Genomic DNA, 25,392 nt, shown 5'->3' with positions numbered 1-25,392 from the left:
ATGCCGAATCGATCATGAATGCACAATAGGCGCTCAACGAACGCTCATGGGGAGGGTGTGGATGGTTTTACACGATCGAAACGTCGTGCACAGACCTGCGCCGGGGAGTCCCCCGGGGGACTCGTCCGCTCAGTCGGCGACGACGAGCTCCACGCCGGCACTGGCGAGCTCCGCGGCGAACGCGGACGGGACGGGCTGGTCGGTGACGAGTGCGTCGATCCGGTCGAGCGGACAGATCCGCGCGAAGGTCGCCCGTTCTATCTTGGTCGAGTCGGCGACCACGATCACCCGGCGCCCGACGGACGCGAAGTGCCGACTGACCTCCGCCTCGCCCTCGTGCATGGTCGTGGCGCCGTACTGGCCGCTCAGCCCGTCGACACCGAGCACGACCACGTCGAGCGCGAACTCGTCCAGGGTGTCCCGGACGAGCGGGCCCACGAGCTCGTAGGACTGCCGCCGCGCGACGCCGCCCGTGACCACGATCTTGACGTTGGCGCGGACCGACAGCTCGTACCCGATGTTCAACGCGTTGGTGACGATCGTCACCCCGTACTCGCCGTCCGCCCGGGTGAAGCGCTCGCTCTTGCCGAGCTCACGGGCGACCTCGGTCGTCGTCGTCCCCCCGTTCAACCCGACGGTGTCGCCGGGCTGCACCAGCCGCGAGGCGGCGCGGGCGATCGCGGTCTTCGCCTCGGCCTGACGGGCGATCTTGTACTGCAGTGGCAGTTCGTAGCCTGCCCCGAGCGCCGCGGCACCGCCGTGGGTGCGGGTGACCAGGCGCTGGTCCGCCAGCGTCGCGAGGTCGCGTCGGGCGGTCGCGGGCGAGATCCCGAGCAGCTCCCCGATCTCGGCGATCGACACGTTGCCGCGTTCGCTCACCAGTTCGAGCAGGGCGTTGAGCCGCTGTTGAGGGGTCATGTCGGCCATCTTATGGCGTCACCGCGCACCCCTGATGATCGGGAATGACGTTTTGCTCTTCCATCGCGCACGATCGCTCGCTACGCTTCCTCATCATCGATCACCCGGATCGAACCGGACCGGAAGGCACCCATGACCGACACCTTCGTGAGCGCAGAACTGACGTCGCAGCCGGAGACGTGGCGCGCTGCCGCCGCGCTCCTCTCGTCGTTCGAGGCGTCGCTCCCCCAGCCCGGAGAACGCGTGGCCGTGGTCGGCTGCGGGACGAGCTGGTTCATCGCGATGAGCTACGCCGTCGCCCGTGAGCAGGCGGGTCTGGGCGTGACGGACGCCTTCGCCGGCTCGGAGTACCCGATCGGCCGCGACTACGACCGGGTCGTGACGATCAGCCGGTCCGGCACCACGACCGAGATCGTGGACCTGTTGCAGGCCCTGCGCGGTCGACGCACCGTGCTCGTCACCGCGGTCCCGGACAGCCCGGCCGCCGCCGTCGCCGACGTCGTCGTGGCACTGCCCTTCGCCGACGAGCGCTCGGTCGTGCAGACGCGCTTCGCGACGACCACGCTCGCGCTCCTCCGTGCGTCGATCGGTGACGACGTGGACGCCCTCGCAGCACAGGCCGAGACCGCCCTCGGCCTCCCGATCGACGACCTCCTCGATGCTGAGCAGGTCACCTTCGTGGGCCGCGGTCCGGCGGTCGGCCTCACGTTCGAGGCCGCCCTCAAGACGCGCGAGGCAGCGCAGTTCTGGGCGGAGTCCTACCCCGCCATGGACTACCGGCACGGTCCGATCGCGATCGCCCAGCCCGGCCGACTCGTCTGGTCGCTCGGAACCGCGCCGGAGGGGCTCGCGGACGAGGTCGCTGCGACCGGTGCGCGCTTCGTCCAGCACGACCTCGACCCGATCGCCGGGCTCGTCGTGGTGCACCGGTTCGCGGTCGCCCTCGCCGAGGGACGCGGCCTCGACCCGGACAACCCCCGCTCGCTCACCCGTTCGGTCATCCTCACCTGATGCGCGGTGCAGGCGCGGTGCTCGGGGTCGACGTCGGCGGCACGGGCATCAAGGCCCGACTGACCGGCGCCGACGGACTCGTCCTCGACGAGACCCGCGTCCCGACGCCGCGCGGCGACACCGACGCGACGATGCTCGCCACCGTCGTGGTGGAGCTCGCCGAACGGGCGCTGCGCCGTGGCGACCTCGATGCGGTGGGCCTCGTGACGCCGGGTGTCGTGGACGACGGGGCCGGCACCGTCGTCCTCGCGGTGAACCTCGGGTGGCGGGACGTCCCGGTGCGGGACCGGGTCCGGGCCGAGTTCGCCGCACGGGGGATCGACGTCCCGCTGGTCTTCGGACACGACGTGCGTGCCGGCGCCCTGGCGGAGACCTCCGGCGCGGCACCGGCGCTCACCCGTGGTTCCGTCGCCTTCGTCCCGGTCGGCACCGGACTCGCGAGTGCCCTCGTCGTCGACGGCGTGGTCGTCGCGGGCGGCGGTTGGGCGGGGGAGATCGGACAGGTGCGGATCCCCACCGGTCCGCACGCGGGGCGCCGCGTCGAGGAGATCGCGTCCGCAGGGGGAGTCGCCCGTCGGTCGGGCTCCACCTCGGCACACGAGGCGATGCTCCGCGTCCGCGCCGGGGACCCGGTGGCCACCGCGGTCTGGCACGAGTGCATCGACGTGCTCGCGGACGCCCTGGCGTGGACCACGACGGTCGCCGGCTGCCACACGATCATCGTGGGCGGGGGGCTGGCCGAGTCCGGTCCGCTGCTGTTCGATCCGCTCCGGACGGCCCTCGTCGAACGGCTCCCGGGGTTGCGCGTCCCGGTCCTCGCCCCGGCACGGCACGGCGATGCCGCCGGTGCCATCGGTGCCGGGCTGATGGCGCGCACGGCGCTCGACGCCGAGGTGCACGCATGAGCACCCTGGTGCGTGCGCGGCGGATCCTCACCGAGACGCACGACCTCCACGACGGGTGGTTGGCGGTCGACGACGCCGGTACGGTCCTCGAGAGCGGATCCGGGACGCCCCCGCGGACCGACACCGCGGTGACGATCGAAGGAACGCTGCTGCCGGGGGCGGTCGACCTGCACGCCCACGGGGCGCTCGGGCACGACTTCGCCACGGCCACGACCGACGGCGCCGCACTCGCTGCGGGCCACCACCGCGCACGCGGGACGACGTCGCTCATCGCGTCCGTCGCGACGGGCCCGGTCGCCGAGACGATCGCAGCACTCGGACGCCTCCGCGTCCTCGTCGCCGAGGGCACGCTCGTCGGGCTCCACCTCGAGGGGCCGTGGCTGTCACCGGCGCGCCGCGGTGCCCACCGGTCGGACCTCCTGCACGCACCGGACCCGGCGGAGCTCGACGGCTTCCTCACAGCGGCGGACGGCGCGCTCCGGATCGTCACGCTCGCACCGGAACTCCCCGGAGCGATCGACGCCGTGGGCCGCCTCGTCGACGCCGGTGTCGTCGTCGCGATCGGTCACACCGATGCCTCCGCCGACGAGACGCGCGCAGCGATCGACGCCGGTGCCACCCTCGTCACGCACCTCTTCAACGGCATGCCCCCACTGCACCACCGCCGGCCGGGCCCGGTCGGCGTCGCCCTGACCGACGACCGCGTCCTGGTCGAGTGCATCGTCGACGGGCACCACCTCGATCCCGCGGCGGTCGAACTCGTGCGGCGAGCCGCGCCGGACCGCCTCGTGCTCGTCTCGGACGCGATGGCCGCCACCGGCTGCGGCGACGGCGAGCACGCGATCGCGGGTTCGGCGGTCTCGGTCCGTGACGGCGTCGCGCTGCTCGCCGACGGATCGTCCCTCGCCGGCAGCACCATCACCGTGCAGGACGCCGCCCGACGCCTCCTCGACGGTGGCACCCCCCTGCCCGAGGTCGTCGCAGCGACGTCGGCGCGACCGGCACGCCTGCTCGGCCTCCCTGCGCCGCTCTCGGTCGGCGCTCCCGCCGACCTGCTCGTGATCGACGAGGGCCCCAGCAGTGCCGCGCGGTCGGAGCCCTGGCGCGTCCTCGACCTGCGGACGACCGCGGCGGTGCACCGGTGATCCTCATCGTGACGCCCAACCCGGCGGTGGACGTGACCTACCGTGTCGCCCGTCAGCGCGTCGGGACGACGCAGCGCGTCCTGGACGTCGCCCGTCGTCCGGGTGGCAAGGGCCTCAACGTCGGGCGGGTGCTCGACGCGGTCGGGATCCCGTCCCGCGCCGTCCTGCCGCTCGGTTCGGCTGCCGGCCGCTGGATCGCCGACGGCCTCGACGCCCTCGGTCTCACGCACGTCGACATCGCGGTGACGGGGGAGACCCGCACCACGGTCACCGTCGTCGACGACGTCGAGCACCCGACGATGTTCGGCGAGCCCGGACCCGAGGTGACCAACGACGAGTGGGTCGCCGTCACGGACGTGATCGGTCAGCAGCTCGACGGCGACGTCGAGTTCCTCGTGGTCTCGGGGTCCCTGCCGCACCGCGCCGATCCGGGCGTCGTCGCGGACTGGGTGGCCGCCGCTCGGATGCGCGGGGTGCCGAGCCTCGTCGACTGTCCGGGTGGTGCGCTCCTCGTGGCCGCCGACGCCGGGGCGACGATCTGCAAGCCCAACCGCGACGAACTCCTCGAGGCGACCGGTGCCGACGACGAGCGGAGCGGCGCCCTGCAGCTGCTCGACCGTGGCGCGGGCGCCGTCGTGGTGTCCCGTGGTGCGGACGGTCTGGCGGCACACACGCGCACCGGGGTCACCGAGGTGCGCGCCGTCCCGGGAGTCTCCGGCAACCCCACGGGTGCCGGCGACGCGGCCACCGCCGGGCTCCTCGCCGCGCTGCTGCGCGGGTCGTCCGACGGCCCGACGACCCCCACCGCGACCACGACCGCGCCGTCCACGCCCCGCGTCGACCACGCCGCGCTCCGATCCGCTGCCGCGTTCGGCGCCGCCGCCGTCCTCCGGCCCGTCGCCGGCGAGGTCGACGTCGACGCCGTCCGCCGGTTCCTCGCGGACGACGACGGTGCCCGGTCCGGCGCACGACCCTCCGACCCGACCTGGAGCCACGCATGATTACCGACCTCGCCCTCACCGGACTGCTCGACGCCGCACGGACCGCACACCGCGGCGTCGGGGCGTTCAACGTGGTGCTGCTGGAACACGCCGAGGCGATCGTCGCCGGCGCCGAGCGAGCGGGGCTCCCCGTGGTCCTGCAGATCAGCGAGAACTGCGTCCGCTACCACGGCGGCCTCGCCCCGATCACGACGGCGACCGCGGCGATCGCGCGGTCCGCGGACGTCGAGGTCCTCGTGCACCTCGACCACATCGAGGACCCCGAGCTCGTGCTCGCCGGCATCGACCTCGGGGTGGACTCGATCATGTACGACGGATCGCACCTCGACTTCGCCGCGAACGTGGAGGCCACCCGCCGACTGGCAGTCCGGTGCCACGCCGCCGGGGTCGCGATCGAGGCCGAGCTCGGTGAGGTGGGCGGCAAGGACGGCGTGCACGCTCCCGGTGTGCGCACGGATCCGCACGACGCCGCTGCCTTCGTCGCCGACACCGGTGTGGACGCACTGGCGGTCGCCGTCGGGACGTCCCACGCGATGCAGACGCGCGAGGCGTCGGTGGACCGGACGCTCGTCGAGCAGCTCCGCGCCACGGTGCCGGTCCCGCTCGTCCTGCACGGCTCCTCGGGGCTGTCGGACGACGAGCTGCGGGCAGCCGTCCGGGCGGGCATGACGAAGATCAACATCTCCACGCACCTGAACGGCCTCTTCACCCGGGCCCTGCGAGCGGTGCTCGACGAAGGTCCGGACGTGGTCGATCCCCGCAAGTACGTCTCCGCGGGGCGCGACGCCATCGCCACCGAGACGGCCCGGCTGCTGACGCTGCTGCACGGCTGACCCGCCCGAGGGCGGAGCTCAGCAGAGCGGGACGTTCACCGCGAGCCCGCCCATCGCGGTCTCCTTGTACTTCGTGGACATGTCGGCGCCGGTCTGCCGCATCGTCTCGACGACCTGGTCGAGCGACACGTGGTGCACGCCGTCACCCCGCAGCGCCATCCGAGCCGCGTTGATCGCCTTGTTCGCGGCGATGGCGTTCCGCTCGATGCACGGGATCTGGACGAGCCCGCCGATCGGGTCGCAGGTGAGCCCGAGGTTGTGCTCCATGGCGATCTCGGCGGCGTTCTCGACCTGCTCGGGCGTTCCTCCGAGCACTTCGGCGAGCCCTGCGGCGGCCATCGACGCCGCCGATCCGACCTCGCCCTGGCAACCGACCTCGGCGCCGGAGATCGAGGCGCGCTCCTTGTAGATCGAACCGACGGCGCCCGCGGTCAGCAGGAAGCGCACCACGGTGTCGTCGCGGTTCGCCGGCGTGACCGTCGGCACGTAGGTGAGCGCGTAGTACAGGACGGCGGGGATGATGCCGGCGGCACCGTTCGTCGGAGCGGTGACCACCCGTCCACCGGTGGCGTTCTCCTCGTTGACGGCCATCGCCATGAGGTTCACCCACTCCATCGCGAAGAGCGGGTCGTGCCCGGGGTCGTCGGCGGTGAGCTGCTCGAACCAGTTCGCGGCGCGGCGTCGCACGGTGAGCCCACCCGGGAGCGTGCCGGAGCGTTCGACGGACCGTTCGACGCAGGACTCCATGACGCCGTGGATGCGGAGGAGGCCGGCCCGGACGTCGTCGGCGCTGCGCGTGGCGGTCTCGTTGGCGAGTGCGACCCCGCTGACCGGCAGACCGCTCGCCGCGCAGGCCGCGAGCAGCTCGGCGCCGCTCGAGAACGGGTACGGCACGGCGTCGTCGACGGGGATCGCGGTCTCGGCGACGTCGCCCTCGGAGTCGTTCGTGACGAAGCCGCCGCCGATCGAGTAGTAGGTCTCCTCGGCGATGGTCGCCCCGGACGCGTCGGCGGCGCGGAGGCGCATCGCGTTCGGGTGGCGGGGGAGCATCGTCAGCGGGTGGAGCACGATGTCGGCGAGCCGGAACGGGACGCTCGCCCCACCCTGGAGCCGGAGCACGCCGGTCTCCTCGAGCTCGGCGAGCGATCGGGTCATCGCGTCGGGGTCCACGGTCTCGGGGTCGGACCCCATCAGGCCGGCGACGACCGCGCCGAGCGTCCCGTGTCCCTGGCCGGTCGAGGCCAGCGAGCCGTAGAGGTCGACGGCGATCGTCGCGACGGGGGCCTCGGCCACGCGGGCGGCGAAGGCGCGTCCGGCCCGCATCGGTCCGACGGTGTGGGAACTCGACGGACCGATCCCGATGCTGAACAGATCGAAGACGGAGACCGGCACCCCGCCACACTAACCCGTCCGGACGGGTGGGGGATCAGCGCCGGGAGCCCTGGTTCGGCATGAGGATGCAGAGGACGACGTAGGCGATCCAGAGCGGCCCCGGGAAGAGGCTCAGGACGACCCAGGCGATGCGGACGAGAGTGCGGGACCAGCCGAACCGGTCGGCGATGCCGGCACAGACCCCGGCGAGGAGGCGGCCGGTGCGGGGGCGGATGAGTGTGTTCATGTCGTCGACGGTACGGAGGATCGATCCGACATCGAATCCGGGGGACACCCGGGTTCGTGGTGGGGACAACCCCACCCCCTCCACATCTGACTTGTGTGGACCGCTCCATCCCTGCTGCCATGGGAGACTGACGACATGCCCATCCTCAACAAGGACATGCAGGTCTGCATCTCACTCGCCGCTCGACCGAGCAACATCGGCACTCGCTTCCACAACTTCCTCTACGACGAGCTCGGGCTGGAGTTCGTCTACAAGGCGTTCACCACGACCGACCTCCCGGGCGCGGTGACCGGCATCCGGGCACTCGGCATCCGCGGCTGCTCGGTCTCGATGCCCTTCAAGGAAGCGATCATCCCGCTCGTCGACGTCGTCGAGGAGTCCGCGGCGGCGATCGAGTCGATCAACACCGTGGTGAACGACGACGGCGTCCTCACGGCGTCGAACACCGACTACGAGGCAGTCGCGTCGCTGCTCGCCTCGCACGCCGTCGATCCGTCCGCGAACGTGTTGCTCCGCGGCTCCGGCGGCATGGCCAAGGCGGTCACTGCGGCGTTCCGGGGTGCCGGGTTCGACGACCTCACCGTGGTCGCACGCAACGGGCAGGCGGGGCCGGCCCTCGCGGCGCAGTACGGGTACGAGTGGGTCGCCGACGAGCGGGACGCGCCGGTCACCGACGTCCTGGTGAACGTCACTCCCCTCGGCATGCGCGGCGACCAGCAGGACGCGCTCGCCTTCGACCAGGATCGCGTCGGGGCGGCGACGACCGTGTTCGACGTGGTCGCGTTCCCGTCCGAGACCCCGCTGATCCGCGCCGGTCGCGCTGCGGACAAGCAGGTCATCACCGGTGCCGAGGTGATCGCGCTGCAGGCGGCGCGGCAGTTCGAGCGGTACACGGGCGTCGCGCTGACGGACGACCAGGTCCGCCGGGCGAGCGAGTTCAGTCGCAGCGAGGCCTGATCGGCTCGTCGGTGTACCGCATGCCCATCCGGGTGCGGACCTCGTCGAGGGTCGCCTCGGCGATCTCGTTCGCCCGACGGTTCCCGGCCGCCAGCACCGCGGTGACGATCGACGGGTCGCGAGCGAGTTCGGCACGACGGCGTCGGTGCGCGGCGAAGCGCTCGTTGACCGCCTCGACCGCGACACGCTTCACCGCCGCCGCGCCCGCTGAGCCGATCCCGTCGGCGATGGCCTCCGGGGTCGAGCCCGTGCAGAGCGCCGCGGTCGTGAGGAGCGCTGCGACCCCCGGCCGGCGCTCGGGGTCGAAGGTGATGCGCCGATCACCGTCCGTGCGTGCCCGTCGGATGACGTCCGCGGTCTCGTCGTCGGTCATGCCGAGCGCGATCGCGTTGCCGTAGCTCTTGCTCATCTTCCGGCCGTCGACACCGGGGACCTCGGGGGACGTCGTGACGAGCGGTTCCGGCTCGGGGAACAGCGCGCCGAACCGGTCGTTGAACCGCCGAGCGATCGTCCGTGTCATCTCGACGTGCGGCAGGTTGTCCTTCCCGACCGGGACGAGGTTGCCCTTGCAGAACAGGATGTCCGCGGCCTGGTGGACGGGGTAGGTGAGCATCAGGCCGCTGAGCGCGCGACCGGATGCCGCGACCTCGGCCTTCACCGTCGGGTTGCGGTGCAGCTCCGCTTCGGTGACGAGGCTGAGGAACGGCAGCAGCAGCTGGTTCAGCGCCGGCACCGACGAGTGCGTGAAGACCGTCGTCGCGGCCGGGTCGAGTCCGGCCGCGAGGTAGTCGAGCACCGCCTCGCGGACGTTCGAGGCGACGTGGTCAGCGGTGTCCCGATCGGTGATGACCTGGTAGTCGGCGAGCACCAGGAAGGTCTCGACGCCGCGCCGCTGCAGCGCGACGCGCTCGGCGATCGTGCCGAAGAAGTGCCCGAGGTGCAGCCGACCGGTCGGCCGTTCGCCGGTCAGGACGCGGAACCGGTCCGGTCGCGCCCGGATGCGGGCGTCGAGGTCGTGCATGCGGTGTTGTGTGGCGGTGAACGTGTCCACTGGAGTTGCCCTCTCGAGAGAAAGGGCTGCACGACGGTCCTGCGGTCTGCGAGCTGCCGTGCAGCCCGCGACCATGCGTCAGGAGGCTGCTACCGCAGCCACCACGAAGAACGAGGAGAACGCATGTCGGGATCGTAGCGTGAGCGTCGGCGCAGCGACACCCGTCCCCACCGCTCGATGTCGGCGCTCTACGCTGGTCGGATGCTCTCCCGACGTGACGCCGCCGTCCGGCTCGACATCTCCCTCGAGATGGCGACCCGGCACGGGATCCCCTCGCACCTCAGCGAGGCCGAACTCACGGCGATCGAGCAGGACCCGCCCGCCTGGCTCGTGCAGTCCCGAGCCAACCGCACCGGCACCAAGAAGGTCTGGGTCCGCCTCGAGTGCGTGGTCTGCGGCTTCGCGGAAGAGGCACGTCCGAAGAAGTGGTGGCCCGACTGGGACCACCTGATGTGCGACTACCACGAGCCCTACCAGGCGCCGGACCCCGTCGCGGGCTTCACCCGGCACGAGGTCGAGGGCATCGGCAGCCGCTTCGTCGCGCTCGTCGACACCCGGCCGTAGCGCGGAGCACACCCGCACCGTCCACGACGGAAGGCACGGTACCGTCCGGCACCGCGCCTCACGTCCTGCCCGCACACGGCGCCCACCGGCGCCGTCACGCGGCTCCGTCAGTCGACGGCGTCCCCGATGGCGGCACCGACCCCGGCCGCCGCCACGACGGCGCCGGCCCAGGCCACCGCTGCCGGGGTGGCCGCGACGGGACGGAGACCACGGAACGTGGTCGCCTCGTCACTGTCGAACGGGACGGCGTCGAGCTGTCGTGTCTGCTGCATGCGCTGCTTCCTTCCTCGATGTCCTGCTGATCAGTTCCCGACGGCCTCTTCGACCGCGTACGCGGCGACCGCACCCGTGAAGACCGAGGTGGCGGCGAGCGCTGCGAGCGGGGTCGCGGCGAGGGGCTGCTCCGGTGCGAACCGCTGCCCGCGGTCGCTGTCGAACGCGATGTCGGCGATGGTGGTCATGCTGGATTCCTTCCGTTCTGCGATGGTGATGGTCGGGCGCTGGGCCCGGTTCCCGGCCCGGTGGGCCGAGGTCACTCTCGTCGTGCCGAGACGACGAAGACTGCGGCTGCGATGCCGAGCACGACCAGGACCGACAGCCACGCGAAGCCGGGCAGGTCGAACAGGAGTATCGCCACCGCGATGGCGATGAGCACGACGGGTGCTGCGAACCACAGCGCGGTCCGTGTGTTGGCGTTCATCTGGTCTCCTCCTTCGGTCGTGCGGACGCTGCGGAGGCGGCGTCCGGCTGCCGACGGGGGCCGTCCCCGTCGTGCATGGGTTCCCGTCGGGATGCGAAGAGCTCCTCGACGGGCACGGTGTCGTCGTGACCGCCCGTGCGGACGATCGCGAACTGGACGGCATCGGCGCGACCACCGGTCTGCGCGGCGACGACGCGGCGGACGAAGGCGAGCAGCGCGCGGTAGTCGGCGCCCGTCTCGTACCCGTCCGGCAGCTGCTCCGCTGCCACCAGGAACCGTCCGACCACGTCGAACAGGCCCTTGTCGACCCGCCGGTCCGGGAACCACAGCATGTGCCGGAGCCGGCGTGCTGCGACGTCCTTGGTCCGCGTCCACTCGCTGACCACGTCGTCCTGCCGGTAGCGGTGCAGCAGCTCGAAGTCCATCGAGGCGGGGATCGGTGCGAAGAAGCGCCAGTTCGGGATGAGCAGCGCGGCGGTGTCGACCTGCCGGACCCGGTCGAACCGACGGTTCGGGTGCTGGCCGATGACCGTCGCGATGATCCAGAGCGCGAGGCCGATCGCGAGGGGCAGGGCCCGACCGTCACTGCGGCGGCTCATCGGTCCACCCCGATCGCCTCGCGGACGAGTGCACCGACCCGTCGGACCGGTCCGGGGTGGACGAGCAGGCCGTCGTGGGTGGACCGGACGACCTCGCGGCGACCGTCGTGCTCGTGCGCGACGCGTTCGTGCGCGGCGCTCACGGCCGGTTGGAGTTCGTCGCTCGTGCTCGCCGTGACGACGAGCACGTCGGCACCCTCGGGGATACGGCGTCCGGGTCGGTCGGCGACGAGGTCCGGCTCCGCCGCCTGCCACTCCGCACGGCCGGTGCGCCACAGTCGGGCGTTCCGGTACACGGGGCTCAGGTCGTCGGTCCGTCCCTGGCGTGCGGGGATCGCCCAGGTCGTGGCGTCGAGCAGCCATCCCCAGCCGGTCCGCAGGGACCACTCCATCAGCGGGAAGCCGTCGGTGAGCGACCGGACGGCGGTCAGGACGTCCTCGTCGGGTCGGTCCACGAAACCGGTGGTCGGGTCGAGGAGGACCACCCCGGCGACGTCGCGCCCGAGTTCGGCCGCGTGGCGTCGGAGCAGGTGCCCGCCGAACGAGTGCCCGACGAGCCAGAGGGGTCCGTCGTCGGCGTGGCGGCCGACGAGGAAGCGGAGGTCCTCCGCGTAGGTGGCGAGCGTCGCGCCGGGTGCCGTGCTCGCGCCGGTGCCGGGACGGTCGTACGTCAGCGTGGCGACGTCGCCGCCGAGCTCCGCGATGATCGGGTCCCAGTACTCCTGGACCGCGACGAGCGAGTTCTCGAACACCACCAGCGGTGCGCCCGGGCCCGAGGTCGCCGGCCGGTACCGCACGGCCAGGCGCGATCCGGTGGGCGTCTCGACCACGGTCTGTCCGGCACGGGGACGTCGACTGCGCCGGGCGTCCACGACCTGCCGGACCACGGCCTGCGTCCCGACCGCGGCCCCGATCACGCCGAGGACCCACGGGAACCCGTCGTGACGACGCGGCACGACCGATCGACGGTCCGCGGTGACGTAGAGCACCGCGGGCTGCAGTGCGAGGAACGCGGGGAGGAACCGACCGAGCCCCATGGTCGCGGCGATGGTGAGGTGCATCCCGGCGATCGCGCCGAGGTACGCCACGCGCATCCGCGGGCCGAGCACGAACACGATCGGGAACGCGCACTCGAGGACGAGCGTGGCGACCTCGCCCACCCGCGCCAGTGCCGGCCGGTCGCGTAGGACCCGCCACACCCACTCCGAACCGTAGGTCCGCGTGCGCATCACCCCGAGCAGCGCCGAGCCGTTCCGCCAGGGCTCACCCATCAGCTTCACCCAGCCCGAGACGAGGTACGACAGCGTCGCCTGGCTCGCGACCGCCCACAGCGCGGTGTCCACCGTCGCGGGTCGTCCGGAGGCCCGGGCCACACCCGACAGCGCCTGCGTGAAGAACGCCGCCTGGTCGCTGCCGTCGCCGCCGTTGTGGTGCAGCGGCCCGAGTGCGTAGCCGGTGAGCACCGTGACGGCGGACGCCGCGGCGCGGACGCGTCGGTCGCGGACCGGGGACAGGTGGACGAGGGCGGCGGCCACCCGGAGCCCGTGCATCGCGGTCACCACCCGGGGCCGGTAGACGCGGTCGAGCACGCGGCGCAGTCGCTCGTTGCGGACGAGCGCGGAGCCCCGCAGCAGGGTCCAGTCGTTCAGGCCGCCCGTCCGGCGGTTGTCCGCGTTCGCGAGGTGCTCGAGACTCCCCATCAGCACCACGAGCGCGGAGGCCCGCTCGGTCGCGGCGAGCACGTTCCCGCGGTCGGCCGACCGGTCGACGACACCGCGGACGACGCGGTCCACGAACCCGATCACGATGCCACCTCGAACTCGACCGTGTACGTGGGGGACTCCGGCGTCACCGGACCGCCGTCCCGGTCGCCCGTCACGGACCGCACCGCGAGCCCGAGCACCGTACCGAGGCCCGTCAAGACCTCGACCGGTGTGAGGAGGCTCACCTCGTTCCCGATGGTCGTCCGTCCGCCGTCGTGCCACAGGTGACTGACCTGCCAGAGTCCGGTCGGCTCGTCCAGGGTCGCGTAGGTCTGCAGACCACGGCCGGCGCCCGGGTACGGGACGAACCAGGTCTCACGACGACGTCCACCGTGCAGGCCGAGCACCGCGTCCGGGTTGTGCGTCTCGACGACCAACCGGCCGCCGTCGGCGAGGTGGTCCCGCGCGGTGGCGAGCGTCTCGCGCTGGTGCTCGCGGGTCAGCAGCATCGAGATGGACGCGCAGACGCAGAAGACCAGGTCGAACCGCCGTCCGAGGCGGAGGTCCGTCATCGAGCCCTGCACCAGCTCGAGGTCGACGCCGGCGTCGTCGGCGCCGTCGCGGCACCGGTCGAGCATCTCGGCGGACAGGTCGACGCCGGTGACGGTGATGCCCCGCTGCGCGAGCGGGATCGCCACGCGACCGGTCCCCACGCCGAGCTCGAGCGCCGTCGCCGGTGCGCTGGAAGCGAGTACCTCGACGAGGCCCGGGTCCGGCGGGAAGACGTCGTCGTAGATCTCCGCGAACTGCTGCCCGTACGTGTGCTGCACGACCCGACCCCCCCTCGGCGCCGGGCTCCCTCGGCCCGACACCGAGGGACGGTAGGCCTGTACGTCCGCTCAGTCACGCCAGTCCCGACGATCGCTCAGGCTGCTCGGAGGCGTTCGCCAGGTCCGGTCGGCACCCCGCCCCGGCGCGTGCGCCGCGTCGAACCGCACCAGCTCGGGGAAGCAGCCGGATCCGCACCGTATCGGGTCGGTCGGGCACGCGGTGGACCGGTGTGTACCCCGGCCCCGCGGTCAGTCGGCGGCGGTCGCCGCGAGGTCGTTGTAGGTGGCCGCGTACCAGCCGACGGTCGAGTCCCCGGACGTCGGACCGATGGTGACGTACTCGCTCCGGGTGCGCAGGTACAGGTCCTCGTCGTGTCCGCACCGGATCTCGCCCGAGGCGAGCCGCTTGCCGCTCTCGGCCCCGTCCACGATCCGGCCGGCCCACACCGCCATGTGGACGGTGCCGTCGCCCTGGCACGTGATCGACACCCTCACCCGGGCAGGTGCCCCGTCCTCGCCGGTACCGACGGACAGTCGGCTCGACGAGTCGTTCGAGCCGGTGCCGCTGCCGAGTTCGCCCGGCTGTCCCGCCCAGCGGTCCTGCACGCCCTTCGCCCAGTCCGGGAACGCATCGTCGAGGCCTACGGGCTCGACTCGGTGCGAGCACCCGGAGACGGCGGTCGCGGCGATCAGCGCCAGGCCGACCACGAGGGTCGTGCTTCGGGGCCGGAGGGGGCGGTGGTCGGGTGCAGCGAGCATGTCCCGGTCAGTCTGGCGGACCCAGGACCCCGCCACAGCGTCCCCGTTCGCGGGGCCGGTGCCGAGGCGTCCACAGGACGGACGGGAGGCGCGGTGCGGGCCCGCACCGCGCCTCCCGTCCCTCAGGACGTTGCGACGCGACCCGCGGCCACCCAGCCGAGCCGCCGCAGCGTCTCGCGGTTGCGGATCCAGATCATCGGCTGCATCAGGAGGTCCGGCACCCAGGCGCCCGGCCCCGCCACGGCATTCTCCACGATGGTGACCTTGCAGCCACGGCGGTGCTCCTCGACGACGAGCTCCACCCGGGCCTCGCCGAGGGGCCACCCCTTCGGCTGGATGACCATGCGGTGCGGGGCGTCCCACTCGAGGACCGTCGTCACGTCGTCGATCACGAGCGGCCAGACGCCGAACGAGTGGTGCAGGCGGGTGCCGACCGCTGGCCAGCCCGGGTCCTGCCCGCGCATCCGCGAGGCGCCGACGACCCACGTCGTGAAGAGCCAGCCGTCCGCGAGCACGTCGAAGACGTCCTCCGGGCGGCAGTGCAGGATGCGGACGTTCTTCGCCATGGTCAGTCCTCCGGTGTGAGATCGACGTGCTCGGGCAGCCCGAACGTGTGCCGCAGGGCGCTCCGGGCCGCGTGCCAGCCGGCCATGCCGTGCACACCGGGGCCGGGGGCGGACGCCTCGGAGCAGAGGTACATGCCGCCGCCCATGCGCCACGGGTCGGACGACAGCACCGGGCGCTTGACCAGCTGCCAGAAGCTCGCGGCACCCGCGGCGATGTCCCCGCCGACGTAGTTCGGGTTGTACGCGCCCATCTCGACCGCGGTGCGGCTGCTCGACTGCAGGACGGTGTCGCGGAAGCCGGGCGCGAACCGCTCGATCTGCCGCGTGATCGCCTCGGTCTGGTCGACGTCCGACCCGGCGGGGACGTGCGCGTACGCCCAGAAGACGTGCTTGCCCGCGGGCGCGCGGCTCGGGTCGACCACGGTGGGCTCCGAGCCGAGCACGTACGGTCGCTCGGCGTGCTGGCCGCGTGCGACCGCACCCTCGGCGGCCGCGATCTCGGCGCGGGTCCCGCCGATGTGCACCGTGCCGGCGCGGCGGAGCGCCTCGTTCGTCCACGGGACCGGGTCGGAGAGCGCGAAGTCGACCTTCGCAGCGGCGTTGCCGAACCGGAATCGCCGGAGGGCACCACGTCGCGGCGTCGGGATCTGCTTCCCGGCGATCCGCAGCATCCCGGGGACGCTCGTGTCGAACAGCACCGCCTTGGCCGGGGTGAGGTCGGCGAGCGAGCGGACCTCGCGCCCGGTCTCGATCCGGCCGCCGTGCGCGACGAGGTCGGCGGCGAGCGCGTCGACGATCGCCTGGCTGCCGCCGATCGGGACGGGCCAGCCCCGCGCGTGCGCGTAGGCGCCGAGGGACAGCGCGGCGGCGGCCGTGGAGAGGGACGGCATGTGCTGGATCGAGTGGGCCGCGACGCCGGAGACCATGGCGGGGGCGACCTCGTCGCGGAAACGGAGGTTCCACGCACTCGTGCCCTGCTCCAGCGCCCGCAACCCGAACCGGAGGACGCTCAGCGGGTGCCGTGGGACGTGCAGCAGGGCGCCGGTGGCGAAGTCGGCGACCTGGTCGGCTTTGCCGGACAGGGGGGCCATGAGCTGCCGGAACGCCGGGCCGTCGATGCCGAGCGACTCGGCGGTGCGCGCGAGGTCCTGGTACGCGATCCCGGCACGGCCGCCGTCGAGCGGGTGCCCGTACTGGACCTCGGGCAAGCGGAGTTCGATGCGGTCCTCGAGGCGGAAGCGCCGGAAGAACTCGGACTGCAGCGCCATCGGGTGCACGGCGGAGCACACGTCGTGCAGGAACCCGGGCAGCGTGAGTTCGGCGGTCCGCGCACCACCGCCGATCGTGTCGGCGCGTTCGACGACCTCGACCGACAGGCCGGCACGCGCGAGCGTCACCGCCGCCGCGAGTCCGTTCGGTCCGGCTCCGACGACCACCGCATCCACCATGCCCCCGAGCCTAGGGACCGCTGCTGCGCGCCGTCTCGGGCAGCGCACCCGCATCCCCCTCACGGCTACCGGTGATCGAGGCGCGCTCCGCACCGTTCGGCGCCCCGGAGGCGCGGGTCTGCCACGCCCCCCGCGTGCAGCCCGTCATCGCGTCCGTTCCACGGCCGTTCCCGGTCCTGCAGATGACCGTTCCGGTTCGCGAACCCCGTGATCCGCGAACCGGAACGGTCACGGTGCGGACGACTTCAGCAGATCCGCTCCGAGCCGCAGCGCGTGGATCGAGGTGCCGGGCATCAGGCGCGGGCCGGTTGGCGGCGACGGGCCGCGACGCCGTCGAGATCGCTGCGCGCCGATGGCCGGTCCGGTCAGACGCGCGCCGCGTCCGGGTCCGCCGGGTCCGACCCGTCGTCGCCCGCGTCCGCTGCGTCGGGCTCGTCGGCGTCCACCGGGGTCGATCCCACCGGGTGCTCCGCCAGCAGCGCCGCGAAGTCCTCGTCGAGCATCTGCTGCAGCCGGTCGTCCCGCCCGACCTCGTAGTCGTCCGCCGGACGCTGCGCCCACCCGAGCCGCCCGACGACGGTCGTGCCGATGTCGTCCCAGGCGCGGGCACGTGCGGCGAGGACGATGCCGTCGACGAAACCCTGGTCGTCCCGGCGCTTGTCGAGCATCGTCGCGAGCTGCTCGTACGTCGCCTCACGCGTGCGGAGCTTGAGGTCGTCACCGCGGCGGTAGTCGTGCTGGTGCCGCGAACGGCCCTTCTGCTTGCTCGACCTCGAGCGGATCTCGCGCATCCGGGCAGCGTCGCCGCGCTGTTCCTCGGCCATGCGGTGGAGTTCCTCGCGCGCGGCGTCGGCGATGACGGCGTGGTCGAAGTACCCCTCGTCGCGGAGGGCGTTCGTGATGATCCGGTTGCCCACGGCGATGGTGACCGCGGCCTTCGCGATGAGGAAGCCCTCGTCGACGGCGCGCTTCAGTTCGACCTGACTGACGGGTCGGTCGCGCACGTCGTGCTTGCTGCGTCGTCCGAACAAGGCCATGCAGTCGACGATACCGGCGTCCGGTGACCATCCGTCCGCAGGTGGACCCGGATCAGGCCCTGGAGGGACGACCCGCCTCCCACGGACCCGTAGCGTCGGGTGCATGGTCACGTACTCGGAATCCCCCCGCACCGGGCTCGGCACGGCGAGTCTCGTCCTCGGCGTCTGCTCGTTGCTCGCCGGCTGGACGTTCGTCGCGCCGATCGTCGGGCTGTGCCTCGGCGTCGCCTCGCGGAGCCGCGAACCGTTCGCCCGCGGGCGTGCCGGGTGGGGGATCTTCCTGAACCTCGTCGCACTGGCGGTGTGGATCCTGCTGCTCGTGCTGCTCGTGGTGGGCGGCGCGTTCGCCGTGTGGTCGGGCGCGACGCAGGGCCGCTGACCCGGTCGGCCCTGGGCCCCGGAGCTGCCCGCTCAGAACACGAGGCCGTACACGGCGACGTCCACCCGCACCGGCCCCAGGGGCATCGCGCTCCGCAGGGTGCCCTCGTGCGTGAAGCCGAGCCGCTCGGCGAGGCCCCGGCTGCGCACGTTGTCGACCGCCGTCCGGATCTCAGCACGCGCGGCGCCCCGCGCCCGGGCCACCCCGACGAGGACGGTGGCGGCGCGCCGGGCGACACCCCGTCCCTCCTGGCCCGCGTCCACCCAGTAGCCGAGCGATACCTGCCCCAGGTACGGGTCGAAGGCGATCGAGGCGGCACCCACGACCCGGTCGTCCTGCCGGATGACGCAGGGCAGCGCGCGGTCCATCGCGTACTGGCCGAGCAGGTGTTCGGTGTGCAGGCCGATCGTCTCGACGGTCTGCTCCTGCCACGCCCACGGCTCCGCGGCACGGAGCCGGTCCGCGTTCGCGACGACGAGCTCGTGCAGCGGCCGGACGGTGGTGAGGTCGCGCAGCGTCAGCGTGTACCCGTCCCCGAGGTCCCGTCCGAACGCCGCCACCCCTCAGAGACTAGGCACGCGCTCCGCTATTCGTACCGGAGCGCCTCGATCGGGTTCTGCCGGGCCGCCCGACGCGCCGGCAGCGTGCCCGCGAGGAAGGCGATGAACATCACCACGAGGATGATCGTGATCACCGAGGACGGCGCGAACTGCATGATCTGCAGCCCCGGCAGGTCCTTGAGGACGGTCCCGGCGAGGACGTTCGAGATCCCCGTGCCGAGCAGGATCGCCACGCCCGCACCGATCGCGCTGCCGAGGAACCCGATGAACACGGCCTCGAGCGAGAACAGCGTGTAGACCTTCCCGCCGCCCATGCCCATCGCCTTCATCAGCCCGATCTCACGGGTGCGCTCCTGCACGCTCATGAGCAGCGTGTTGATGATGCCGAACCCGGCCGCGACGAGCGCGATCACGGCGAAGGCGTTGAGCACGCCGACGATGCCGTTGATGACCGTCTGGAACTGGCCGAGCTGGTCCTGGATGGTCTGCCCGGTGTAGCCGTCCTTCGACAGGGCGCTCTTCACGCTGCTGGCCGACGCACCGCTGTCGAGCGTGGCGGTGGCGCTGGCGTACGAGGTGGCGATCGACGAGGGCTTGCCGGTCTCCTGCGCGGCCTGCATCGCGTCGGTGAGCGCGGCGTTCGCACCGGCGCCGCCGCCGAACAGCGACTCGTTCTGCACCCCCGCGATCGTGGCGGTCAGGGTGTGCTCCTTGCCCTGGTAGTCGTCGACCGCGACGGTCAGCTCCTTGCCCACGGCGGCCTTCGCGCTGCCGAGCCCGAGGTTCTCCAGGTAGTTCGTGGGCAGGAGCACCTGGTTGCCGGCGGAGGACGCGTCGTCGAGCTGCTTCCCGGCGGCGAGGTCGGCGTCGAGCTCCCCGGCGTTGGCGGCGATGTCGACGACGTACTTGCCCTTCCCGTCGTACTCGACCCACTTCGTGCTCAGTGCGACGGCGGGGCGGACGCTCTTCACCCCCGAGACGTCCGTGATCTTGTCGACGTCCGACTGGGACAGGTACGCGAACGAGGCCGGCCCGCGGTCCACGCTCTGGCTCGACTCGTCGGGGTCGTACTTCGCCGGCCCGGAGTCGGTCGACGACTCGACGGCCTTGGTGATCGTCAGCGACCCGGTGTCGCCGATGGAGGCCACCTGGGTGTCGATGTAGTTGCTGACGCCCGTGCCGATGGCCGAGGTCAGGGTGATCGTGAACGCGCCGATGAAGATCGCGATGACCGTCAGCGTCGTGCGCAGCTTCGACCGGAAGGTGTTCGCGACCGCGGTGCGGAAGAGGTCGAGGACGTTCATGCGGAGTGCCTTCCGTGGGTGGCCGGCGCGTCGACGGCATCGTCGCTCCCGCCCACGATGAGTCCGTCGCGCACGTTGACGCGCCGGTCGCAGCGTTCGGCGAGTTCCTCGTCGTGGGTGACGACCACGAGGGTGATGCCCCGGTCGCGCTGCAGCCCGAAGAGCATGTCCTCGACCACCTGCCCGGTGTTCGTGTCGAGGTTGCCGGTCGGCTCGTCCGCGAAGATGACGCTCGGCTCCCCGACGAGTGCACGCGCGATGACCACGCGCTGCTTCTGCCCGCCGGACAGGTCGTTGGCGTCGTTCTTCGCCTTGTCGGCCAGGCCGAGGGCGTCGAGTGCGGCCATGCCCCGGCGCTTCCGCTCGGCACCGGAGACGCCGGCGATCTTCAACGGGAGCACGACGTTCTCGAGCACCGAGGTCTTCGGCGTGAGGAAGAACTGCTGGAAGACGAACCCGAAGGTGCTGTTCCGCGTGCGGTTCACCTGCCGCGCGCTGAGCGTCGCGGCGTCGGTGCCGTCGAGGAGCACCTGGCCCGCCGACGGCTTGTCGAGCAGCGCGAGGAGGTGCATGAGCGTGGACTTCCCGGAGCCGGACTTGCCGACGATCGCGAGACTCTCGCCCTGGTTCACCTGCAGCGACACCCCCTTGAGCGCGTCGAACCGCGTCGCGCCGCGGCCGTAGGTCCTGGCGAGGCCACGGGCCTCGAGCACGGGAGTGGTCATGCGCCCACCGTACTGTCCGCTGCACGACTGCAAGTTTGCGTTTGCTGTAAACGATGTGACGTTCCGGTTACAGTCGGGCCATGCCCGACACCGCGCCCGCCTCCGAGATGGGCCTCCGCGACCGCAAACGCCTCGAGACCCGGCACCGGATCGCCGAGGCGGCACGCTCCCTCGCGCTCGAACAGGACATCGACCGCACCACGATCGAGCAGATCGCCGCGCGCGCCGAGGTCTCCCCGCGCACGTTCTTCAACTACTTCGAGAGCAAGGAGGACGCGGTCCTCGGGCACACCGAACTCGACCTCGCGCCCGAGACGCTCGACGCCCACCTGGCCGCCGTCGCGGGGGAGCCCGCGGCGCAGGCCGTGGTGGACCTGGCGTTCCTGGTGTTCGGGGAGTCCTTCGGTGACGAGCACGAGCGGCTCGCCCGGAAGGAGGTGATCGTGCGCTTCCCGCAGCTCATGCGCCGCCAGGTGTCCCGGATGACCACGGTCGCCGAGGCGATGACGGGCGCGGTCCGGACGATCCTCGAGCGGGACCCGGCCTGGGGTCCGGACGCGGCCACGCCCCAGGCGGCCGAGATGCTGCTCGGCATGTGCATGACCGGGCTGCGGAGCTCGGCGCGCCACGAGGGGTCGGACCCGGAGGAGGTCCGCGCACGGGTGGTCGCCACGATCCGCGACACCGCGGCCCGCATCACGGGCCAGTAGCGGACGGGAGGCGCGGGGCGGGGCCGCCACGCGCCTCCCGTCCGTCGCATCACGGGCCTCCCGTCCGCCGGATGGTGAGCAGAAATGGTCGGGTGCCGCTCGGGGACCCGACCATTTCTGCTCACGATGCGAGCGCGCCGCGCGGCGCGCGCCGCGCGCCGCGCCCGCGTCACGGCTTCGTGATGAAGCCCTCCTTGACCATCCAGTCGAAGGCGACGTCGGCGGGCTCCCGACCCTCGACGTCGACCTGCCGGTTCAGCTCCTGCAGCACGGCGTCCGTGAGCTTCGGCGAGATCTGGTCGTAGACGTCCTCGAGCTGCGGGTACTCCTTGAGCGTCGCCGAGTCGAGCACGGGCGCGACGTTGTACGCCGGGAAGAAGCCCTTGTCGTCCTCGAGCACGGTGAGCCCGAGCGACTTGATGCGGCCGTCGGTGGTGAAGACCTCGCCGAAGTTGCACTTGCCACGATCGGTCGCGGTGTAGACCGTGCCGGTGTCGAGGATGCTGACGTTCTTCGTCGGGATGCCGTTGTCGCCCGAGCCGCCGAGCTCGAGCCCGTACTTCTTCAGCATCGGCTTGAAGCCGTCGGCACGGGAGTTGAACTCGGACTCGACGCAGAACGTGCGTTCGCTGACGGGGAGCTTCGTGATGTCGGAGAGCGTCGTGATGTCGCCGAGCTCCGACACGGCCTCGTCGCGGACGGCGAAGGCGTACGTGTTGTTCATCGGCGCCGGCTCGAGCCAGGTGAGGCCGTTGCCGGCATCCTCCTTCTTCACCGCTTCCCACTGCTCGGTCTTGTCCGGGATGCCCTCGCTGTGGCCCATGAAGGTCAGCCAGGCCGTGCCCGTGTACTCGTACGTGAAGTCGGCGCCGTGCGAGGTCATCAGCTCGCGGACGGCGACGCTGCCCGGCACGTTCGTCTCGTCGGTGACGTCGAACCCGGCGGCCTTCGCGGCGAGCACGGCGATCTTGCCGAGCACCAGCTGCTCGGTGAAGTTCTTCGAGGTCACGGTGATGTGCGCGCCGTCCGGCAGGTCGTCGATGCGCTGGATCGAACCGGGGTCCGCGGCGGGGACGAAGGACGTCGCCGGCTGCAGGCCGCAGCCGGTGAGCACGAGGGCGGCCGCGCCCGCCACGGCGGTGGCGGTCGCGACCCGGCGACGGACGGTCGGACGGGAGGCGCGGCGTGCGCCCCGCAGATCGGCGCGCGGCACGTCGTGGGTCGCGTGCAGAGCGTGGGTCCCGTGGGTCATCGGAGTCCCTTCGGTCGTGCGACCGTCTCGACCACGCGGCCGATCCAGTCGATGGACAGGGCGAGGAGCGCCACCAGGAGCGCCCCGGAGACGAGGACCTTCGGCAGGAACAGGTTCACGCCCGTGGTGATGAGCAGTCCGAGGCCACCGGCGCCGACGAACGTCGCCAGGCTCGCGGTGCCGACGAGCAGCACCAGCGCGGTGCGGATGCCGGAGAGCATGACCGGCACGGCCAGCGGCAGCTCGACCTTCATGAGCACGCTGATCGCGCTCATGCCCATGCCCCGCCCGGCCTCGACCAACCGCGAGTCGACGCTCTGGATGCCGATCATGGTGTTCCGGAGCACCGGCAGGATCGCGTAGAGCACGAGGGCGACGACGGCCGACCACGAGTTCAGGCCGAGCCACGCGGCGAGCAGCACGATGAGCCCGACGGCCGGTGCCGCCTGCCCGAAGTTGGCGACGGCGAGCACGTACACGCTCGCACGACGGAGCGGCCCGCGGGTGAGCAGGACGCCGAGCGGGATGCCGATCACGAGCACGAGCACGGTCGACTCGAGGGTCAGCACGAGGTGCTGCCCGGTGAGCGCGAGGATGTCCGCCGGGTTGAGCGTGGTGCGCTCGGTCGGCGTGAGGTCCGCCGTGGCGAGCCAGACCGCGAACCCGGCGAGCACCACGAGGATGGCGATCGGCTGCACGAGCAGCCCCTTCCACCCGGTGCGGCTGCCCGTCCCCGCCCCGGCGGCGACCGCGCTCACAGGTCCTCCCCGCTGGTCGCCACCACGGGCGACGACGGCATGGTCTCGATCGGGTTCGTGTTCGTCCCGACCGGCGTGTAGGCCTGCTCCTGGGCGGCGGCGGCGCGCGACCGGGTGATCGCGTCCATGACCGTCTCGACGGTGATGACGCCCTGGAACGCCTCGCCGCGGCCGGTCACGAGTGCGGCGCCGGCGCTCGACACGAGCATGGTGTCGAGCGCGTCGTTCAGGGTGGCGGCCCCGCCCACGACGGGCAGGTCGGGCTCGATGCCCTCCGGGATCCGGTCGAGCCGCTCGAGCTGACGACGCGTCGGCCACCCGATCGGACGCTGTCGGCGGTCGACGACGACGGCGTGCCCGTGGCCACCGGCCTCCTGCATGCGCTGCAGCACGGCCTTCGCCTCCTCGCCCGGCGAGCAGGTCACCGCGGGGGCGAGCTCGACGTCGCGGACCCGGTTCAGCGTGAGCTGCTTGAGCCCGGCGCCGGACCCGATGAAGTTCTCGACGAACTCGTTCGCCGGCTCCGCGAGGATCCGCTCCGGGGTGTCGTACTGCACGATGTGGGCACCCTCGGTGAAGATCACGATCCAGTCGCCGAGCTTCACGGCCTCGTCGAAGTCGTGGCTCACGATGACGATCGTCTTGTGCAGCTCCTCCTGGATGCGGAGGAGCTCGTCCTGCAGGCGTTGGCGGGTGATCGGGTCGACCGCGCCGAACGGCTCGTCCATGAGCAGGACGGGCGGGTCCGCGGCGAGCGCCCGGGCGACGCCGACACGCTGCTGCTGGCCGCCGGAGAGCTCGCGGGGGAACCGGTCGCGGTAGGTGTCGGGGTCGAGCGAGACGAGGTCGAGGAGCTCGTCGACGCGGGCCGCGATCTTCTCCTTCGACCACCCGAGCATCTTCGGGACGATCGCGATGTTCGCCGCCACGGTCATGTGCGGGAAGAGTCCGCCGGCCTGGATCACGTAGCCCATGCGGCGACGGAGCTCGTCCGCGTCGATCCCCGTGACGTCGTCCTCACCGACGACGATGCGTCCCTCGGTCGGTTCGATCAGGCGGTTGATCATCTTGAGCGTGGTCGTCTTGCCGCAGCCGGACGGGCCGACGAGCATGACGATCTTGCCGGCCGGGATCTCGAGCGTGATGCCGTCGACCGCGGGCTTCGTCTGACCGGGGTACCGCTTCGTGACTTCGTCGAGCAGGATGCGGCGGCCGGTGACGTCGCCGGCGGGAGCGGTGGTGGTGGCGGAGTCAGTGCTGGACACGGATACCTCTCGAGATGGTCAGACGGCCGAGGCCGAGGAGGAGCAGGTCGAGGACGAGGGCGAGCAGGACGACCCCCACCACCCCGACCGTCACGGAGAAGAGGGCGTTCGCACCGCCGAGGCGGGACAGCCCGGAGAAGATGAAACCGCCGAGCCCGGGGCCGAGCGCGTAGGCGGCGATCGCGGCGATGCCCATCACCATCTGCGCGGACACCCGCACACCGCTGAGGATGATCGGCCACGCCATCGGCAGCTCGACCTGGAGCAGGGTCCGGAACCGGCTCATGCCGATGCCCCGCGCCGACTCGACGACCGTCGGCGGGATCTCGGCGAGGCCGACGACGGCGTTGCGCAGGATCGGCAGCGTGGCGAAGAAGACGACCGTCACCACGGACGGCACGACGCCGAAGCCGAGCGGCACGATGAGCAGGCCGATGACCGCGAAGGACGGGAGCGTCAGGCCGATCGCCGAGACCCCGTTCGCGACGGAGGTGAGCCGTTCGCTGCGGTAGACGAGTGTGGCGAGGACCACGGCGATGAGCGTCGCGAGCACCGTGCACTGGACGACCAGTGAGAAGTGCTGCCACGACGCGAACCAGATCTGGTCCCACCGCTCCCCGATGTACTGGAACACGCGCAGAACGCTCCCCTCCGGTCGGCCGAACTGCCCACGGGTCGGGGCACAAGTGGGTTCGAACCTACGCAGGGGGCCGGGTCACCGCACAACCGGGGACGGGCGCCGGAGCGACTCCCTGCGGATCCGCGAAGCCGGAAACACCCGGTCAGGACAGGTG

Annotated in this window: 30 protein-coding genes; 9 read left to right on the top strand and 21 right to left on the bottom strand. The window is 72.0% G+C overall.

Going from position 1 to position 25,392, the window contains the following annotated elements; genetic code table 11:
- Nucleotides 1-129: 129 nt before the first annotated feature.
- Nucleotides 130-918 (bottom strand): DeoR/GlpR family DNA-binding transcription regulator, encoded by a 789-nt coding sequence (locus tag JSX79_RS01460; protein ID WP_070419335.1) that lies wholly within the window; start codon nt 916-918, stop codon nt 130-132.
- A 132-nt stretch (nt 919-1,050) separates the two neighbouring features.
- Between JSX79_RS01460 and JSX79_RS01455 the strand changes: the two genes are divergently transcribed.
- The 5 genes from JSX79_RS01455 to JSX79_RS01435 are packed head-to-tail and all read left to right on the top strand — an operon-like array spanning nt 1,051 to nt 5,813.
- Nucleotides 1,051-1,929, top strand: a complete 879-nt coding sequence (locus JSX79_RS01455; RefSeq protein ID WP_070417591.1) for an SIS domain-containing protein — start codon at nt 1,051-1,053, stop codon at nt 1,927-1,929.
- Nucleotides 1,929-2,834 (top strand): ROK family protein, encoded by a 906-nt coding sequence (locus JSX79_RS01450; protein ID WP_229084878.1) that lies wholly within the window; start codon nt 1,929-1,931, stop codon nt 2,832-2,834. Before JSX79_RS01455 ends, JSX79_RS01450 begins: the two co-directional genes overlap by 1 nt.
- Complete coding sequence (nagA, locus tag JSX79_RS01445; protein WP_229084876.1) at nt 2,831-3,979, top strand: N-acetylglucosamine-6-phosphate deacetylase; 1,149 nt, start codon at nt 2,831-2,833, stop codon at nt 3,977-3,979. The genes JSX79_RS01450 and nagA overlap by 4 nt, the downstream gene beginning before the upstream one ends.
- Complete coding sequence (locus tag JSX79_RS01440; RefSeq protein ID WP_229084874.1) at nt 3,976-4,980, top strand: PfkB family carbohydrate kinase; 1,005 nt, start codon at nt 3,976-3,978, stop codon at nt 4,978-4,980. The genes nagA and JSX79_RS01440 overlap by 4 nt, the downstream gene beginning before the upstream one ends.
- Entirely contained in the window at nt 4,977-5,813 is an 837-nt protein-coding gene (locus JSX79_RS01435) for a class II fructose-bisphosphate aldolase (RefSeq protein WP_229084872.1), read from the top strand. Before JSX79_RS01440 ends, JSX79_RS01435 begins: the two co-directional genes overlap by 4 nt.
- Nucleotides 5,814-5,831: 18 nt before the next feature.
- Here JSX79_RS01435 and JSX79_RS01430 read toward each other — a convergent pair whose 3' ends face one another.
- Nucleotides 5,832-7,205: an L-serine ammonia-lyase gene (locus JSX79_RS01430; protein WP_229084870.1), complete on the bottom strand. Its 1,374-nt coding sequence runs from the start codon at nt 7,203-7,205 to the stop codon at nt 5,832-5,834.
- A 34-nt stretch (nt 7,206-7,239) separates the two neighbouring features.
- Entirely contained in the window at nt 7,240-7,431 is a 192-nt protein-coding gene (locus tag JSX79_RS01425) for a PspC domain-containing protein (RefSeq protein ID WP_229084868.1), read from the bottom strand.
- Nucleotides 7,432-7,566: 135 nt separating this feature from the next.
- On the opposite strand from JSX79_RS01425, the gene JSX79_RS01420 reads away from it, so the two are divergent.
- The gene (locus JSX79_RS01420) at nt 7,567-8,388 is read left to right on the top strand and encodes a shikimate 5-dehydrogenase (protein ID WP_229084866.1); all 822 of its coding nucleotides are present in this window, start codon (nt 7,567-7,569) and stop codon (nt 8,386-8,388) included.
- Here JSX79_RS01420 and trpS read toward each other — a convergent pair.
- Complete coding sequence (gene trpS / locus JSX79_RS01415; protein ID WP_229084861.1) at nt 8,369-9,409, bottom strand: tryptophan--tRNA ligase; 1,041 nt, start codon at nt 9,407-9,409, stop codon at nt 8,369-8,371. The genes JSX79_RS01420 and trpS overlap by 20 nt on opposite strands.
- Before the next feature lie 231 nt (nt 9,410-9,640).
- On the opposite strand from trpS, the gene JSX79_RS01410 reads away from it, so the two are divergent.
- On the top strand, nt 9,641-10,003 hold the full coding sequence (locus tag JSX79_RS01410) for a hypothetical protein (protein ID WP_070419333.1): 363 nt from the start codon (nt 9,641-9,643) through the stop codon (nt 10,001-10,003).
- A gap of 107 nt (nt 10,004-10,110) precedes the next feature.
- Here the strand turns inward: JSX79_RS01410 and JSX79_RS01405 are convergent, their stop codons facing one another.
- The 10 genes from JSX79_RS01405 to JSX79_RS01360 form a co-directional block, all read right to left on the bottom strand.
- On the bottom strand, nt 10,111-10,275 hold the full coding sequence (locus JSX79_RS01405; RefSeq protein WP_156794816.1) for a hypothetical protein: 165 nt from the start codon (nt 10,273-10,275) through the stop codon (nt 10,111-10,113).
- Nucleotides 10,276-10,305: 30 nt separating this feature from the next.
- Nucleotides 10,306-10,464 (bottom strand): hypothetical protein, encoded by a 159-nt coding sequence (locus JSX79_RS01400; protein ID WP_156794815.1) that lies wholly within the window; start codon nt 10,462-10,464, stop codon nt 10,306-10,308.
- A 71-nt stretch (nt 10,465-10,535) separates the two neighbouring features.
- Nucleotides 10,536-10,703: a hypothetical protein gene (locus JSX79_RS01395; RefSeq protein ID WP_022905510.1), complete on the bottom strand. Its 168-nt coding sequence runs from the start codon at nt 10,701-10,703 to the stop codon at nt 10,536-10,538.
- Nucleotides 10,700-11,302: a hypothetical protein gene (locus tag JSX79_RS01390; RefSeq protein ID WP_071302419.1), complete on the bottom strand. Its 603-nt coding sequence runs from the start codon at nt 11,300-11,302 to the stop codon at nt 10,700-10,702. Before JSX79_RS01390 ends, JSX79_RS01395 begins: the two co-directional genes overlap by 4 nt.
- Nucleotides 11,299-13,107, bottom strand: coding sequence for an alpha/beta fold hydrolase (locus JSX79_RS18535; protein ID WP_229084859.1), 1,809 nt, complete (start codon nt 13,105-13,107; stop codon nt 11,299-11,301). The genes JSX79_RS01390 and JSX79_RS18535 overlap by 4 nt, the downstream gene beginning before the upstream one ends.
- Complete coding sequence (locus JSX79_RS01380; RefSeq protein ID WP_229084853.1) at nt 13,104-13,835, bottom strand: bifunctional 2-polyprenyl-6-hydroxyphenol methylase/3-demethylubiquinol 3-O-methyltransferase UbiG; 732 nt, start codon at nt 13,833-13,835, stop codon at nt 13,104-13,106. Before JSX79_RS01380 ends, JSX79_RS18535 begins: the two co-directional genes overlap by 4 nt.
- Nucleotides 13,836-14,084: 249 nt before the next feature.
- Complete coding sequence (locus JSX79_RS01375; RefSeq protein WP_229084851.1) at nt 14,085-14,594, bottom strand: hypothetical protein; 510 nt, start codon at nt 14,592-14,594, stop codon at nt 14,085-14,087.
- A 122-nt stretch (nt 14,595-14,716) separates the two neighbouring features.
- Complete coding sequence (locus JSX79_RS01370; RefSeq protein ID WP_092385440.1) at nt 14,717-15,160, bottom strand: SRPBCC family protein; 444 nt, start codon at nt 15,158-15,160, stop codon at nt 14,717-14,719.
- Nucleotides 15,161-15,162: 2 nt separating this feature from the next.
- Nucleotides 15,163-16,608 (bottom strand): NAD(P)/FAD-dependent oxidoreductase, encoded by a 1,446-nt coding sequence (locus tag JSX79_RS01365; RefSeq protein WP_229084849.1) that lies wholly within the window; start codon nt 16,606-16,608, stop codon nt 15,163-15,165.
- 365 nt (nt 16,609-16,973) lie between these two features.
- Nucleotides 16,974-17,645, bottom strand: coding sequence for a hypothetical protein (locus JSX79_RS01360; protein WP_071294162.1), 672 nt, complete (start codon nt 17,643-17,645; stop codon nt 16,974-16,976).
- 103 nt (nt 17,646-17,748) lie between these two features.
- Here JSX79_RS01360 and JSX79_RS01355 point away from each other — a divergent pair, with 103 nt between their 5' ends.
- Nucleotides 17,749-18,024, top strand: coding sequence for a hypothetical protein (locus JSX79_RS01355; RefSeq protein WP_229084846.1), 276 nt, complete (start codon nt 17,749-17,751; stop codon nt 18,022-18,024).
- Nucleotides 18,025-18,056: 32 nt separating this feature from the next.
- Here the strand turns inward: JSX79_RS01355 and JSX79_RS01350 are convergent, their stop codons facing one another.
- The 3 genes from JSX79_RS01350 to JSX79_RS01340 are packed head-to-tail and all read right to left on the bottom strand — an operon-like array spanning nt 18,057 to nt 20,613.
- Nucleotides 18,057-18,584 (bottom strand): GNAT family N-acetyltransferase, encoded by a 528-nt coding sequence (locus JSX79_RS01350; protein ID WP_229084844.1) that lies wholly within the window; start codon nt 18,582-18,584, stop codon nt 18,057-18,059.
- Nucleotides 18,585-18,610: 26 nt separating this feature from the next.
- The gene (locus JSX79_RS01345) at nt 18,611-19,888 is read right to left on the bottom strand and encodes an ABC transporter permease (protein WP_071294164.1); all 1,278 of its coding nucleotides are present in this window, start codon (nt 19,886-19,888) and stop codon (nt 18,611-18,613) included.
- Nucleotides 19,885-20,613: an ABC transporter ATP-binding protein gene (locus JSX79_RS01340; RefSeq protein WP_070417572.1), complete on the bottom strand. Its 729-nt coding sequence runs from the start codon at nt 20,611-20,613 to the stop codon at nt 19,885-19,887. The genes JSX79_RS01345 and JSX79_RS01340 overlap by 4 nt, the downstream gene beginning before the upstream one ends.
- Nucleotides 20,614-20,693: 80 nt before the next feature.
- Here JSX79_RS01340 and JSX79_RS01335 point away from each other — a divergent pair, with 80 nt between their 5' ends.
- Entirely contained in the window at nt 20,694-21,323 is a 630-nt protein-coding gene (locus JSX79_RS01335) for a TetR/AcrR family transcriptional regulator (RefSeq protein ID WP_071294165.1), read from the top strand.
- 169 nt (nt 21,324-21,492) lie between these two features.
- Here the strand turns inward: JSX79_RS01335 and JSX79_RS01330 are convergent, their stop codons facing one another.
- The 4 genes from JSX79_RS01330 to JSX79_RS01315 are packed head-to-tail and all read right to left on the bottom strand — an operon-like array spanning nt 21,493 to nt 25,232.
- Entirely contained in the window at nt 21,493-22,575 is a 1,083-nt protein-coding gene (locus JSX79_RS01330) for a glycine betaine ABC transporter substrate-binding protein (RefSeq protein WP_229084841.1), read from the bottom strand.
- On the bottom strand, nt 22,572-23,333 hold the full coding sequence (locus tag JSX79_RS01325) for an ABC transporter permease (protein ID WP_229084839.1): 762 nt from the start codon (nt 23,331-23,333) through the stop codon (nt 22,572-22,574). Before JSX79_RS01325 ends, JSX79_RS01330 begins: the two co-directional genes overlap by 4 nt.
- Nucleotides 23,330-24,598, bottom strand: coding sequence for an ABC transporter ATP-binding protein (locus JSX79_RS01320; RefSeq protein ID WP_070417569.1), 1,269 nt, complete (start codon nt 24,596-24,598; stop codon nt 23,330-23,332). Before JSX79_RS01320 ends, JSX79_RS01325 begins: the two co-directional genes overlap by 4 nt.
- On the bottom strand, nt 24,585-25,232 hold the full coding sequence (locus JSX79_RS01315; protein WP_070417568.1) for an ABC transporter permease: 648 nt from the start codon (nt 25,230-25,232) through the stop codon (nt 24,585-24,587). The genes JSX79_RS01320 and JSX79_RS01315 overlap by 14 nt, the downstream gene beginning before the upstream one ends.
- Nucleotides 25,233-25,392 lie beyond the last annotated feature (160 nt).

Source organism: Curtobacterium sp. GD1 (assembly GCF_020882855.1).
Taxonomy (GTDB): Bacteria; Actinomycetota; Actinomycetes; order Actinomycetales; family Microbacteriaceae; genus Curtobacterium.
This window is presented reverse-complemented; position numbering and strand designations above follow the sequence as displayed.

What these genes read in the sequence shown, in the direction of transcription:
- JSX79_RS01360 (WP_071294162.1), bottom strand. Translation starts at nt 17,645, where the DNA reads ATGGCCTTGTTCGGACGACGCAGCAAGCACGACGTGCGCGACCGACCC.
- JSX79_RS01375 (WP_229084851.1), bottom strand. Translation starts at nt 14,594, where the DNA reads ATGCTCGCTGCACCCGACCACCGCCCCCTCCGGCCCCGAAGCACGACC.
- JSX79_RS01395 (WP_022905510.1), bottom strand. Translation starts at nt 10,703, where the DNA reads ATGAACGCCAACACACGGACCGCGCTGTGGTTCGCAGCACCCGTCGTG.
- nagA (WP_229084876.1), top strand. Translation starts at nt 2,831, where the DNA reads ATGAGCACCCTGGTGCGTGCGCGGCGGATCCTCACCGAGACGCACGAC.
- JSX79_RS01330 (WP_229084841.1), bottom strand. Translation starts at nt 22,575, where the DNA reads ATGACCCACGGGACCCACGCTCTGCACGCGACCCACGACGTGCCGCGC.
- JSX79_RS01390 (WP_071302419.1), bottom strand. Translation starts at nt 11,302, where the DNA reads ATGAGCCGCCGCAGTGACGGTCGGGCCCTGCCCCTCGCGATCGGCCTC.
- JSX79_RS01410 (WP_070419333.1), top strand. Translation starts at nt 9,641, where the DNA reads ATGCTCTCCCGACGTGACGCCGCCGTCCGGCTCGACATCTCCCTCGAG.
- JSX79_RS01400 (WP_156794815.1), bottom strand. Translation starts at nt 10,464, where the DNA reads ATGACCACCATCGCCGACATCGCGTTCGACAGCGACCGCGGGCAGCGG.
- JSX79_RS01340 (WP_070417572.1), bottom strand. Translation starts at nt 20,613, where the DNA reads ATGACCACTCCCGTGCTCGAGGCCCGTGGCCTCGCCAGGACCTACGGC.
- JSX79_RS01370 (WP_092385440.1), bottom strand. Translation starts at nt 15,160, where the DNA reads ATGGCGAAGAACGTCCGCATCCTGCACTGCCGCCCGGAGGACGTCTTC.
- JSX79_RS01435 (WP_229084872.1), top strand. Translation starts at nt 4,977, where the DNA reads ATGATTACCGACCTCGCCCTCACCGGACTGCTCGACGCCGCACGGACC.
- JSX79_RS01425 (WP_229084868.1), bottom strand. Translation starts at nt 7,431, where the DNA reads ATGAACACACTCATCCGCCCCCGCACCGGCCGCCTCCTCGCCGGGGTC.
- JSX79_RS01345 (WP_071294164.1), bottom strand. Translation starts at nt 19,888, where the DNA reads ATGAACGTCCTCGACCTCTTCCGCACCGCGGTCGCGAACACCTTCCGG.
- JSX79_RS01335 (WP_071294165.1), top strand. Translation starts at nt 20,694, where the DNA reads ATGCCCGACACCGCGCCCGCCTCCGAGATGGGCCTCCGCGACCGCAAA.
- JSX79_RS01355 (WP_229084846.1), top strand. Translation starts at nt 17,749, where the DNA reads ATGGTCACGTACTCGGAATCCCCCCGCACCGGGCTCGGCACGGCGAGT.
- JSX79_RS01420 (WP_229084866.1), top strand. Translation starts at nt 7,567, where the DNA reads ATGCCCATCCTCAACAAGGACATGCAGGTCTGCATCTCACTCGCCGCT.
- JSX79_RS01450 (WP_229084878.1), top strand. Translation starts at nt 1,929, where the DNA reads ATGCGCGGTGCAGGCGCGGTGCTCGGGGTCGACGTCGGCGGCACGGGC.
- JSX79_RS01460 (WP_070419335.1), bottom strand. Translation starts at nt 918, where the DNA reads ATGACCCCTCAACAGCGGCTCAACGCCCTGCTCGAACTGGTGAGCGAA.
- JSX79_RS01455 (WP_070417591.1), top strand. Translation starts at nt 1,051, where the DNA reads ATGACCGACACCTTCGTGAGCGCAGAACTGACGTCGCAGCCGGAGACG.
- JSX79_RS01405 (WP_156794816.1), bottom strand. Translation starts at nt 10,275, where the DNA reads ATGCAGCAGACACGACAGCTCGACGCCGTCCCGTTCGACAGTGACGAG.
- trpS (WP_229084861.1), bottom strand. Translation starts at nt 9,409, where the DNA reads ATGCACGACCTCGACGCCCGCATCCGGGCGCGACCGGACCGGTTCCGC.
- JSX79_RS01365 (WP_229084849.1), bottom strand. Translation starts at nt 16,608, where the DNA reads ATGGTGGATGCGGTGGTCGTCGGAGCCGGACCGAACGGACTCGCGGCG.